This is a genomic window from Anaerosacchariphilus polymeriproducens (genome assembly GCF_003363435.1).
Classification (GTDB): domain Bacteria; phylum Bacillota; class Clostridia; order Lachnospirales; family Lachnospiraceae; genus Anaerosacchariphilus; species Anaerosacchariphilus polymeriproducens.
Window position 1 is genome coordinate 1 of the sequence record NZ_QRCT01000028.1, and the last position, 13,115, is coordinate 13,115.

Here is a 13,115-nt window from a genome sequence, read left to right on the forward strand (position 1 = left end):
TTTAATAGTTAGTCTTTCTTTATATATTATAATATTTAGACATTTTTACTAGAAAAAAATAACATTTTATATTATAACAAATAAAATTAAAATATACTAGAAAGATAATAGTAGATTTGATAGAATAGATTGTGTAGAAATAGGAAGGAGCAAAAAATGAAAAGAGTTAGCGTAATCTTAGCAGATGGATTTGAAGAAGTTGAGGGTCTTACCGTTGTAGATCTTTTGAGAAGAGCGGACATCCAAACGGATATGGTATCTATTACAAAAGAAAAGCAGATAGAAGGAGCTCATGGTATTCAGATTACAGCGGATACTTTATTTGAAAACGTAGATTTTAATGAAGTGGATATGCTGGTATTACCAGGGGGTATGCCGGGGACATTAAATCTGGAAGCGCATAAAGAATTAAATGAATTACTTATAAAATTTGCAGAAGAGAAAAAGAAACTTGCGGCTATTTGTGCAGCGCCCAGAGTATTAGGAGATTTGGGACTGCTGAATGGAAAACATGCGGTCTGCTATCCCGGGAATGAAGAGAGACTGGAAGGAGCCGCTGTATCACAAGAAAAAGTGGAGGTAGATGGCAATATTATTACTAGCCGCGGAGTTGGAACAGCGATTGAATTTGCACTTACAATCATTGAAGTTCTTAAGAATAAAGAGGAAGCGGCAAGAATCAAAGAAGCGATTCTTTACTAATACATTAAGATGAGGAGGGCTCGTTATGTGGACGAGAGTACAGTTGAAAGCAGAAGCGAAGACAAGGTTAGTAAATTTTTATTGGCCTGCAGTATTAATTAGTTTTATTGTTACACTATTTGCAGGTGGTGGCGGTGGTGGAAGTAATATTTTTAATTATAGAGAAAATCATAAAAAAATTACACAACCAGGTGAATGGAACGGTTATCTTTCAAGCATTGATTATACAATAATAATGTTGGGATTAGGAATTGCTGTAATGGTTTTTATTTTAGCAGGGCTATATATGACGTTTGTTGGAAATATATTGCAGATGAATGAAAACAGATTTTATTTATGCAGCCGTGATTACAAAGCTAGTCTTGGTGAAATTGTATATGGATTTACAAATGGTCATTACTTAAATTGTGTCAAAATTATGTTTTTAAGAGATTTAAAGATTTTTTTGTGGTCTTTATTGTTTATAATACCAGGAATTATAAAGTCTTATGAGTATTATATGATACCATCGCTGCTTGCAGAAAATCCCCAATTAAGTACTGAAAGGGCATTTGAATTGAGCAGGGAAATGATGCGGGGACAAAAGTGGAATACCTTTGTTTTAGGTTTATCATTTATTTTGTGGAATATATTAGGTTTCATTACATGTATTGGACATTATTTTATTAGACCATATATAAAAGCCACAGAAATGGAACTGTATACATTTCTAAAGAATGATATCAAGCAAAGAGGAATAACGAACGATTTTGAATTAAGTGGTTTCTATAAAGAATAAATGAGTAGAAAGACCGGCCTGCGATTTTACGGCTGGTTTTTTGCCTGTTAGGAGAATTATTTGTTAAAAGTCAGGATTTATAAGAGAATTCAAGTATTTTCAAGAAAAATACTAGCATTTTTAATTTGGTTGTGATATAATTCCTAAATGATTGCGTATAGTGCGAGATAAAACTTTTCACATATATATTTTAAGGAGGATTTTAGGTAATATGAGTTTACAGGTAGAAAATCTAGAAAAGAACATGGCTAAGCTTACAATCACAGTTTCGGCTGAAGAGTTAGAAAAGGCGATTCAAGGCGCATATATGAAACAAAAAGGCAAAATCAGTGTTCCAGGATTTAGAAAAGGCAAAGTACCACGTAATATGATCGAAAAAATGTATGGAGCAGGTATTTTCTATGAAGATGCTGCAAATGCTTTAATTCCAAATGCTTATGAAAAAGCAGTTGAAGAGAGTGGATTAGATATTGTATCACAACCCGATATCAATGTAACACAAATTGAAAAAGGAAAAGAATTTATTTTTACTGCAGAAGTAGCTGTGAAGCCGGAAGTCACATTGGGTGAATACAAAGGTATCAAAGTAGAAGCTGTTAATGTAGAAGTGACTGACGAAGAAGTAGAAGAATCCATTGGTCAGGAAAGAGAAAAAAATGCAAGAACAGTTACCGTAGAAGGAAGACCAATTCAAGATGGTGATACAGCTGTAATTGATTATGAAGGATTTGCAGATGGAAATGCATTTGAAGGAGGAAAAGGAGAAAATCATCCTTTAGTAATTGGCTCCCATTCCTTTATTGATACATTTGAAGAACAGCTGATTGGAAAAAGTGTTGGTGAAGATGTAGAAGTAAATGTTACCTTCCCGAAAGAATACCATTCAAAAGATCTAGCTGGTAAAGAAGCAACATTCAATGTTAAAATTAAAGAAATAAAAACAAAAGAATTACCGGAATTGGATGATGATTTTGCACAAGATGTATCAGAATTTGATACATTAGATGAATACAAAGCTGATATTAAGGCTAAAATCATTGCAAGAAAAGAAAGTGAAGCACAAGGCAAAAAAGAAGATGAAATAATTGAAAAGATTATTGAAGGATCCACAATGGACATACCGGATCCAATGATTGAAACACAGGTAAGCAGAATGGTTGATGACTTTGCTATGAGAATTCAACAGCAAGGAATTCCTATGGAACAGTATTTACAACTTACCGGTATGACTACGGATGCATTAAAAGAACAGATGAGACCGGATGCCTTAAAACGTATTCAAAGCAGATTAGTTCTTGAAGCAATTGTAAAGGCAGAAAATATTGAGGTTTCTGAAGATGCAGTAGAGGAAGAAATTGAAAATATGGCCAAAATGTATCAAATGGAGGCCGATAAATTAAAAGAGTACATGGGTGAAGCTGAAAAAGAGCAAATGAAGATGGATTTAGCAATCCGTGAAGCAGTAACTTTTGTTCGTGAAGCTGCAAAAGAAACAAAAGCAACCAAAAAAACAACAGCTAAGAAAACAACGAAAAAAGCAGCTGATAAGGAAGATACACCCAAAAAAACTACCGCTAAAAGAACAACCAAGAAAAAAGATGCAGAAGCAGAATAAATGTTTTGATAATAGAAATTAGCTTAAAAAGTTGGGAGGGTGTCATATGAGTTTAGTACCTTATGTCATAGAGCAAACGAGCAGAGGAGAGAGATCCTATGATATTTATTCTAGACTTTTAAAGGATAGAATTATATTTTTAGGGGAAGAAGTAAACGAGACAACAGCGAGTTTAATTGTGGCTCAATTGTTATTTCTAGAATCAGAAGATCCGGGAAAAGATATCAATTTATATATTAATAGTCCAGGTGGAGTAGTAACAGCAGGAATGGCTATTTATGATACCATGCAGTATATTAAATGTGATGTATCTACAATATGTATAGGCCTGGCAGCCAGTATGGGATCATTCTTATTGGCTGGAGGAACAAAAGGAAAGAGATATGCACTTCCGAATGCAGAAGTTATGATACACCAACCTTCCGGTGGTGCGAAAGGGCAAGCAACTGATATTAAAATTGTTGCAGAAAGTATTTTAAAGACAAAAGAAAAATTAAATAAAATTCTTGCAGCAAATACCGGACAGACAATAGAAGTAATTGAGCGTGACACAGAAAGAGATTATTATATGTCAGCTGATGAGGCTGTGGCTTATGGAATCGTTGATAGTGTTATAACAAGTAGATAATTGTTGAAAGTTGATAGGGGACAGAACAAATAAGGGCTGTCCCCAATTTTAAATAAGGAATAGAGGTGTGAAAATGCCAGGAAAAAATATAGATGACAGAATTAGTTGTTCATTTTGTGGTAAAACGCAGAGTCAGGTACGCAAATTGATTGCCGGACCTAATGGGGCATATATTTGTGATGAGTGTATCGATATTTGTGCTGAAATAATTGAAGAAGAATTTGAAGACGATTCCATGATAGCGGATGATATAAATTTATTAAAACCTGAAGAAATCAAAAAGTTTCTAGATGAATATGTAATTGGTCAAGATGAAGCGAAAAAGGTTTTATCCGTTGCGGTTTATAATCATTATAAAAAAATAATGGCAGAAAAATCTTTAGATGTTGAACTTCAAAAAAGTAATATATTAATGCTCGGACCAACTGGTTCAGGAAAAACATTACTTGCACAGACATTAGCAAGGTTACTAAATGTACCATTTGCGATTGCAGATGCAACAGCGTTGACAGAAGCTGGATATGTAGGAGAAGATGTTGAGAATATTTTACTAAAAATTATCCAGGCAGCAGATTATGACATAGAAAAAGCGCAATATGGAATTATATATATAGACGAAATAGATAAAATCACCAGAAAATCAGAAAATGCATCGATTACCAGAGACGTTTCCGGTGAAGGGGTACAACAGGCACTTTTGAAAATACTGGAAGGAACGGTAGCATCGGTACCGCCTCAAGGAGGAAGAAAACATCCTCACCAGGAATTAATTCAAATAGATACCACGAATATTTTATTTATTTGTGGAGGTGCATTTGATGGTTTAGATAAAATCATTGAAACCAGATTAGATCAAAAATCAATAGGTTTTAATGCAGAGATTTCTGATAAAAAGGATATAAATATAGGAGAAGTATTTGAACAGGCACTTCCTCAAGATTTTGTTAAATTTGGTTTGATTCCGGAATTTATTGGACGTGTTCCGGTAACAGTAGCTTTAAAAGCATTGGATGAAGCGGCTCTAGTTGAAATTTTAGAAAAGCCAAAAAATTCATTAATAAAACAATACAAAAAATTGTTTGAATTAGATAATGTAAAACTTTCATTTGAAAAAGAAGCAGTAGAAGCGATTGCCAAAAAGGCCTTAAAGCAAAAGACAGGTGCAAGAGGATTACGTTCAATCATGGAAAATACTGTAATGGACTTAATGTACTTTGTACCATCAAATGAAAAAATTGCAAAGTGCATCATTACAAAAGAAACAGTGGAGGGGATTTCTGAAGCCGAAATTGTTTATCGTGAAGAAAAACCGGAATCCCGTAAAAAGCCCATAACTCATAAAATTTTAAAGAAATCATCGAATGAAAGTGCGTAGATGTGGAGGAAGCTTCACATCTTCCTCTTTGCTATTTATGCGTACAGTCTAAGGAAAAGGAGATGATAAAATGAGGGATCTTATTCAGGTATTACCGACTGTTGCACTCAGAGGAATGACAATTCTTCCTAAAATGGTTGTTCATTTTGATGTCAGCAGAGAAAAATCAATAAAAGCCGTTGAAAATGCAATGATGAATGGTCAGGAGATTTTTTTGGTTACGCAAAAAAATTTTGAGGTGGAAGATCCATCATTAGAGGATGTCTATAAAATAGGTGTTTTGGCTAAAATTAAACAAGTGATAAAATTACCTAAAAATATTGCAAGGGTTTTAGTGGAAGGCATTGAAAGAGCTGAATTATCTCGTTTTGAGGACGATCAGGAGTTTTTAATGTCTGAGATAGTTCTTTTTGACCAAGATGCAAATGAAGAAATTCCAACTCCTAAAAAGGAAGCTATGTGCAGGTCATTAAAGGAAATTTTTACAAAATATTGTTTGGCTAATCAACGGGTGGGTAAAGATTTGTTGAGGCAGTTAGAGGATTTGGATGATTTTGTAGAAGTTCTGGATGAAATCAGTAATAGTACACCACTTCATTATGAAGAGAAGCAACAATTATTAGAAACTATAAACGTAGAAGAAAGATATGAATTATTATGTGTTCTTTTGAGTAATGAAATTGAGATACTAAAAATTAAAAATGAATTTCAAACCAAGGTGAAAGAACGTGTAGATAGAAATCAAAAAGAATATATTTTGCGTGAGCAAATCAAATTGATTCAAGAAGAATTAGGTGAGTCCAATCCTAGTTTAGAAGCCGAACAATATGTTGAGGCGCTTGAAAAATTAAAGGCAAATAAAGAAGTAAAAGATAAAATTAAAAAGGAAATTGAACGTTTTAAAAGCACTTCTGCAAATTCTTCTGAACATGCTGTAATTCGTGGATATATAGAGACACTTTTAGAGTTACCATGGGATAAGCTGTCTAAAGAGAATAAAGATATAAAAAACGCTCAAAAAATTCTGGACGAAGATCATTATGGATTAGAGAAAGTGAAAGAAAGAGTACTGGAATTTCTGGCTGTCAGGAATCTTACCAAAGGAGGAAATAGTCCTATTATATGTTTAGTTGGACCTCCGGGAACCGGTAAAACTTCAATCGCTCGTTCTGTAGCTAGGGCTTTAGAAAAGAAGTATGTAAGAATTAGTCTGGGTGGTGTCAGAGATGAGGCAGAAATTCGTGGACATCGCAAGACTTATGTAGGAGCAATGCCGGGAAGGCTTGCAAATGGATTACGCACTGCGGGTGTAAAGAATCCTTTGATACTATTAGATGAAATTGATAAAGTGAGCAGTGATTATAAAGGAGATACTTCTTCAGCTTTGTTGGAAGTATTAGATTCTGAGCAGAATTCTAAGTTCAGAGATCATTATATTGAACTGCCTTTGGATTTATCTGAAGTTTTATTTATAGCGACAGCAAATGAAGCACAGAAGATTCCAAGACCTTTATATGACCGTATGGAAATTATAGAGGTAACCAGTTATACAGAGAATGAGAAAGTTCATATTGCGAAAGAACACTTGCTTGTGAAACAGATTGAAAAACATGGTTTAACAGAGAAACAATTGACGATTAGTAAACATGCATTAGATTTAATAATCCGTGGTTATACAAAAGAAGCAGGAGTCCGTAATCTTGAACGAAAAATTGGGGAAATATGCAGAAAGGCTGCAAGAGAAATTATTGAAGATAATAAAAAAACTATTAAAATTACAGAAAGTAATTTGGTAAAATATTTGGGGAAATCCCGATACACTTATGATATGGCGAATGAAACAGATGAAGTAGGTATTGTTCGCGGACTTGCATGGACTAGTGTTGGTGGAGATACGTTACAGATAGAAGTGAATATTATGCCCGGAAAAGGCGAAGTTCAATTAACAGGTCAACTTGGAGATGTTATGAAAGAATCCGCTAGGACAGGCATTAGTTTTATTCGTTCAAAGAGTGAAGAATATAAAATTTCAAAAGAGTTTTTCAAGGAACATGATATCCATATACATATTCCGGAAGGGGCGGTTCCAAAAGATGGACCATCTGCCGGAATAACTATGGCTACCGCAATGATTTCAGCGATTACAAACAAAAAAGTAAGGGCTGATGTTGCAATGACAGGTGAAATTACTCTTAGAGGAAGAGTCCTTCCAATTGGAGGACTGAAAGAAAAAATTCTAGCTGCTAAGAATGCTGGTATCAAAACGGTTATCGTACCGGAAAAAAACAGAAGAGATGTTGTTGAAATTTCTAATGAGATTAAAAAAGGAGTCGATATCATCTATGCAGCCAGGATGCAGGAAGTGCTGGATACAGCTTTAGTAGAAGAATAGAAAAGAGGAGAGAAAAATGGTTATAAAAAATGTCAGTCTGGATATTGTTTGTGGAATTACAAGTGTTCTTCCCGAAAATGAAAGACCCGAGCTTGCATTTGCAGGAAAATCAAATGTAGGAAAATCCTCTTTAATTAATGCATTGATGAATCGAAAAGGATTGGCAAGAACATCATCACAGCCAGGGAAAACTCAAACCATTAATTTTTATAATATTAATGATGCTTTGTATTTAGTAGACTTGCCAGGATATGGGTATGCAAAAGTGGCAAAGTCAGAAAAAGAAAAATGGGGAAAACTTATAGAGCGTTATCTTCATGGTTCTAAACAGTTGAAAGCAGTATTCCTTTTGATAGACATTCGCCATAATCCCTCTGAAAATGATAAAATAATGTATAATTGGATTGTTCATAATGGATATAATCCTATTATTATAGCGACCAAGTTGGATAAGATAAAGCGTAGTCAAGTTCAAAAACATATTAAAATGATAAAAGAAGGATTACAAGTACTGGATGAAACTTTAGTTCTGCCTTTTTCAGCTCAAACGAAGCAGGGAAGGGAAGAAATATGGAATTTGATGGAGCGTTTAATGGAAGAATAAAGAATGAAATGGAAGTTGTTTTGTAACATCTTCCATTTTTCTTATTTTTTAATAAAAATTAACTAGGAAGAGATAGGAAAAAGCGTTATAATAAAATATGAATTAGATATCGTAGAAAGGAACATGTTAAAACAAAGAAAAAGCCTATGAAATATTTGAAAATTTTAATCAATATCTTATTGCCGATTCTAGTGATATTGGTATGTATTCTTATTATTCCAAAGTTAATTACATTATTTATGCCTTTTGTTATTGGGTGGATTATTTCACTTATCGCCAATCCACTGGTACGGTGGCTGGAGAGTAAGGTTAAAATAGTACGGAAACATAGTTCTGTCATTATAATTGTTCTGGTAATTGGATTTATTGTTTTCCTTGGTTATGCTACTGTCAGCAAAGTTATGTATGAAGGAGAAAAACTAATAGGGAACGCACCTCAAATTTATAGTGAGTTAGAAAAGCAGTTTTATGATACGGCAGACAACTTTGAGGGAGTATATCAAAAGCTTCCGAAAAATATGCAAAAACAAATTTCTGACTCGGGTAGAGAACTGAGTAATGAACTGGGTGATTTTGTAAAATCCTTAGGGGCTCCAACTGTTGAGGCTGCAGGTGATTTTGCCAGAAATATACCATCTACTTTGATTGCAATTATTGTAACATTTTTATCTTCTTATTTTTTTATTGCACAAAGAGAACAAATTTTGGGATTTTGGAGAAAGCATATGCCAAAATCATTTCAGGAAAAAATGTCAATTATTAATAACAGTTTGAAAGAAGTAGTTGGCGGCTATTTTAAGGCACAGTTGAAAATTATGGTGGTAGTTGCAATTATTTTGCTGGTTGGCCTATTAATTTTGAATGTGAATTATGTAGTTATTTTAGCCCTTTTAATTGCGTTTTTAGATATGCTTCCTTTTTTTGGGACAGGAACAGTTTTAGTGCCATGGGCAGTACTGGAGTTATTATCTTCTGATTATAAAATGGCAGTCGGATTACTAATTCTATATGGCGTTACTCAATTAGTCAGACAGCTGATACAGCCTAAAGTGTTGGGAGACTCTATTGGACTTAATCCAATGTTGGCTTTGATTTTTATATATGGCGGTTATAAATTTAGCGGTGTACTAGGGATGTTGCTGGCTGTACCCGCAGCTATGATTGTGATTCGGCTTTATGAAGCAGGGTTGTTTGATTTTACAATTCGAAATATTAAGGAACTGATTAGCGACTTAAATAAATTTAGAAAAATATAAATGGTAAAGGTTTCATATGAAGAACTATAAATTAATTATACAATATGAAGGGACGAAATATAGTGGGTGGCAGTCCCAGGGTAACACAACGAATACAATACAGGCCAAATTGGAAGGCGTTTTGTGTAAAATGCTGGGTCAGCCTGTGGAAATTCACGGATCCGGAAGGACGGACGCAGGGGTACATGCCAAAGGCCAGACAGCGAATTTTAAGGCAGATACAAAAAAGACCAAAGAAGAAATTCTTGAGTATCTGAATACTTATTTGCCACAGGATATTGGAGTAGTGCATATAGAAGAAGTGCCGCTGAATTTTCACAGCCGGTTACATGCAAAGAAGAAGACATACATGTATCGGATTTGGAATTCTGAAATCCCGAATGTCTTAGACCGCAGATTTTTATATCATTGTCCCCAAAAACTGGATATAGAAAAAATGAAGGAAGCATCTGCTTATTTGATTGGACAACATGATTTTAAAAGTTTTTGTGCGAATAAGAGGATGAAAAAATCTACAGATAGAATTATTTATAAAATCGATATTTTGAAAATAGGAGATGAGATACAATTTATTTTTTGCGGAAACGGTTTTTTATATAATATGATTCGGATTATGGTGGGGACTCTAGTAGAAGTTGGAGAGGGAAAACGAAAACCAAAAGAAATGCCAACGATTATGGAAGCGAAAAATCGTGAATTGGCAGCCGGAACCATGCCTGCGCAAGGTTTAACACTATTAAATGTACAATATTAGACAGAAAACGGAGGTACTAGAATGAAAAAAATGCTAGAATTAAGAAATCACATGCAGATTCCAACAATTGGATTCGGAACGTACAAATCAACACAAGCTCGTGATATTAAAGAATTTGAAGATGCAATTCGAGCGGGCAATCGTTATTTTGACACTGCTTCTTTTTATGGAAATGAAGAAAAATTAGGAAGTGTATTAAATGCTAGTAATCTGCCGAGAGAAAGCTTTCAGATCGCTTCAAAAGTCTGGAAGGAAGAAATGGGTTATGAGAACACTTTAAATGCATGTAAAGCGTCGTTAAAGCGTTTACAAATGAATTATATTGATGTATATTTGGTACATTGGCCTAAGGCGGATATACAGGATGAAAATTGGAAAGTAAAATTATTGGATACATGGAAAGCTATGGAAGAATGTTATGAAGCTGGTTTGGTTAAAGCAATTGGCGTTAGTAATTTCCTGCCGCATCATCTTGATGTGATTATGGAAAAAGCAAAAGTGCAGCCTATGATAAACCAATTAGAATTTCATCCTGGATACATACAAGCAGAAGCTGTATTATATAGCCAGAAAAATGATATTGTAGTTCAGGCTTGGAGCCCTTTGGGAAGAACAAAATTATTTGAAGACCCATTATTAGTAGAATTAGCAGAAAAATACCAAGTAAGTGTGGCACAAATCTGCCTGCGATTTGCGATACAGCAACAGGTAATGCCCCTTCCTAAGTCGTCCAATTATGAAAGAATGTTAAATAATTTAGATGTATTTCATTTTGAAATACAAGAAGAAGATATGGAACGGATACAAAAAATGCCTCAGACAGGCTGGTCAGGGGAGCATCCGGATCGAGAAAGGGTTAAATTTCTATAAAGGAGCACAAACATGTATAAAGAAATATCAAAGTTAGTGATTTACAGGAATTTAGAGCCACAAGGAATTTTAACGAATCTGGCTAAGATTTGTGAAAAGTTCGATCGTAAAGATTTTAATAGAGATACCTTAATCAACGATATTTATAAAGAGATTAATAAGCTTTTGGAGATTGCTACACAATATGGATTTGACTATAATCTGTGGCATTGCTATTTAGCCTATATTTTAGCTACGAATGAAAATCCATTTAGTATTACATCAGAGAAAGCAGGAGCAAAAGACGGGACGGTTAATAAATTTGCTTTGAATGATTTTGAAATTTTCAAACACCTTTTTGATTATGATTTTTCAAGGCTGGAGATGGATTTAGGAATCGATTGTTTTCGTACTATTTTAGACTATCATTCTATAGAAAAACATGAACAGCGTTATAATAAAAGTGTAAGTGATAAGGTAAAAGTTTTGAGCAGGGAAATAAACCAATCGAAGAATACCGAAGAGGTATTTAAAATTGTAACTGGGTTCTATCAAACCTATGGAGTAGGTAAATTTGGTTTAAATAAAGCGTTTCGTGTTCATCATTCTGATATGGGAGTTGAACTTTGTCCAATTAAAAATATTGATGATGTTAGATTAAATGATTTAATTGGATATGAAATTCAAAAGAAGAAGTTAATTGAAAATACAGAGGCGTTTGTCGCCGGTAGGAAGGCAAATAACTGCTTATTGTTCGGAGACAGTGGAACAGGTAAATCGACCAGTATCAAAGCGATTTTAAATGAGTATTATGAACAGGGCCTTAGAATGATTGAAATATACAAACATCAGTTCCAGGATTTGACCTCTGTCATTGCTCAAATTAAGAATCGCAATTACAAATTTATCATTTTCATGGATGATTTATCGTTTGAAGAGTTTGAAATTGAATATAAGTATTTAAAAGCTGTTATTGAAGGTGGATTAGAGACAAAACCGGACAATGTTCTGATATACGCGACTTCGAATAGAAGACATTTGATTCGAGAGACATGGTCTGACCGCTCTGATATATCGAAAGATGAACTACATCGTTCCGATACTGTGCAGGAAAAGCTTTCCTTAGTTTCCAGATTTGGTGTTACGATAAATTATTCCAAGCCTTCTCAAAAAGAATTTTTTGAAATTGTGAAAGGTTTGGCTCAGAAGAATCCGGAAATCACTCTATCGGATGAAAAGTTGTGTGAGGAAGCGAATAAATGGGAACTTAGTCATGGAGGTATCTCAGGAAGAACGGCACAGCAGTTTATACTAAATATAGCAGGAAAAAACTTATAAAGAGGAGGGCTTTATGACAAATGTAAATCAAGTACCAATGACATCTATTATTTTTATGGTTGTTTCAGCAATATTATGTTTTTTAACTCCAATTGTTTTGATGATTGTAGTGAGAATAAAGACGAAAGCTAAATTAATGCCAACTTTAGTTGGAGCCGGTATTTTTATTGTATTTGCTCTAATACTAGAGCAGATATGTCATTCTATATTCCTTGTTATTGATTCGCCATTAAGTCGATTTGTTAATAATAATGTCTGGATATATGCTCTTTATGCAGGTTTAGCAGCAGGTATATTTGAAGAGACAGGAAGATACGTTGCTTTTAAATTTTTATTAAAAAAGCACGATAAGAAAATAAATGCTATAACATATGGAATTGGACATGGTGGAATTGAGATGATTATACTCGGAGGGCTCTCTATGTTAAATGCACTAGCCACTTCCATTATGATTAATTCTCAAGGGATTGAAGGAATCTTAGCGCTTGTACCGGAAAGTGCAAAGGAAACAACAAAAACGGGTCTTGAGTCATTGATTACGTCTCAAAGTTATCTCTATCTAATCACTTTTGAAGAAAGAGTAGCTGCAGTTATTTTACATGTCTCTCTTTCTGTTTTAGTATTTGTAGCTGTAAAAAATTCGAGAAATAAATTTTTGTTCCCACTTGCAATTATTTTGCATGCATTGATAGACATTATTGCAGTTTTTGCACAAAAAGGGATTATTTCAAGTATATTAGTTATGGAAGTTATAATTGCTGTATTTGTTATTGCAGTCGCAATTTATGCTTCTAAGGTTTATAAAAAGGAATAGATGTTGTTAT

Annotated in this window: 12 protein-coding genes; all 12 read left to right on the plus strand. The window is 34.1% G+C overall.

Annotated elements, in window-relative coordinates; all coding sequences use genetic code 11:
• Positions 1–156 precede the first annotated feature (156 nt).
• The 12 genes from DWV06_RS09720 to DWV06_RS09775 all read left to right on the plus strand — a co-directional run bounded on the left by DWV06_RS09720 (position 157) and on the right by DWV06_RS09775 (position 13,105).
• Positions 157–702 carry a DJ-1 family glyoxalase III gene (locus tag DWV06_RS09720; protein ID WP_115481993.1) on the plus strand — a complete coding sequence of 182 codons (546 nt, stop codon included), beginning with the start codon at positions 157–159 and terminating at the stop codon, positions 700–702.
• Between the two features lie 25 nt (positions 703–727).
• Positions 728–1,480, plus strand: coding sequence for a DUF975 family protein (locus tag DWV06_RS09725; protein ID WP_115481994.1), 753 nt, complete (start codon positions 728–730; stop codon positions 1,478–1,480).
• A 211-nt stretch (positions 1,481–1,691) separates the two neighbouring features.
• Positions 1,692–3,095, plus strand: a complete 1,404-nt coding sequence (gene tig, locus DWV06_RS09730; protein ID WP_115481995.1) for a trigger factor — start codon at positions 1,692–1,694, stop codon at positions 3,093–3,095.
• A gap of 46 nt (positions 3,096–3,141) precedes the next feature.
• A complete protein-coding gene (gene clpP / locus DWV06_RS09735) occupies positions 3,142–3,723 on the plus strand; it encodes an ATP-dependent Clp endopeptidase proteolytic subunit ClpP (RefSeq protein WP_115481996.1) in 582 nt (193 codons plus the stop codon).
• A 73-nt stretch (positions 3,724–3,796) separates the two neighbouring features.
• Complete coding sequence (gene clpX, locus DWV06_RS09740) at positions 3,797–5,098, plus strand: ATP-dependent Clp protease ATP-binding subunit ClpX (RefSeq protein WP_115481997.1); 1,302 nt, start codon at positions 3,797–3,799, stop codon at positions 5,096–5,098.
• Between the two features lie 70 nt (positions 5,099–5,168).
• Positions 5,169–7,490, plus strand: coding sequence for an endopeptidase La (gene lon / locus DWV06_RS09745; protein WP_115481998.1), 2,322 nt, complete (start codon positions 5,169–5,171; stop codon positions 7,488–7,490).
• A 16-nt stretch (positions 7,491–7,506) separates the two neighbouring features.
• Positions 7,507–8,094 (plus strand): ribosome biogenesis GTP-binding protein YihA/YsxC, encoded by a 588-nt coding sequence (yihA, locus tag DWV06_RS09750; protein WP_115481999.1) that lies wholly within the window; start codon positions 7,507–7,509, stop codon positions 8,092–8,094.
• Positions 8,095–8,240: 146 nt separating this feature from the next.
• Entirely contained in the window at positions 8,241–9,350 is a 1,110-nt protein-coding gene (gene ytvI, locus DWV06_RS09755; protein WP_115482000.1) for a sporulation integral membrane protein YtvI, read from the plus strand.
• Positions 9,351–9,366: 16 nt separating this feature from the next.
• Positions 9,367–10,104 (plus strand): tRNA pseudouridine(38-40) synthase TruA, encoded by a 738-nt coding sequence (gene truA / locus DWV06_RS09760; RefSeq protein ID WP_115482001.1) that lies wholly within the window; start codon positions 9,367–9,369, stop codon positions 10,102–10,104.
• 21 nt (positions 10,105–10,125) lie between these two features.
• Entirely contained in the window at positions 10,126–10,974 is an 849-nt protein-coding gene (locus DWV06_RS09765; protein WP_115482002.1) for an aldo/keto reductase, read from the plus strand.
• A gap of 12 nt (positions 10,975–10,986) precedes the next feature.
• Entirely contained in the window at positions 10,987–12,291 is a 1,305-nt protein-coding gene (locus DWV06_RS09770; RefSeq protein WP_115482003.1) for an ATP-binding protein, read from the plus strand.
• Between the two features lie 13 nt (positions 12,292–12,304).
• Positions 12,305–13,105: a YhfC family intramembrane metalloprotease gene (locus DWV06_RS09775; protein ID WP_115482004.1), complete on the plus strand. Its 801-nt coding sequence runs from the start codon at positions 12,305–12,307 to the stop codon at positions 13,103–13,105.
• Positions 13,106–13,115 lie beyond the last annotated feature (10 nt).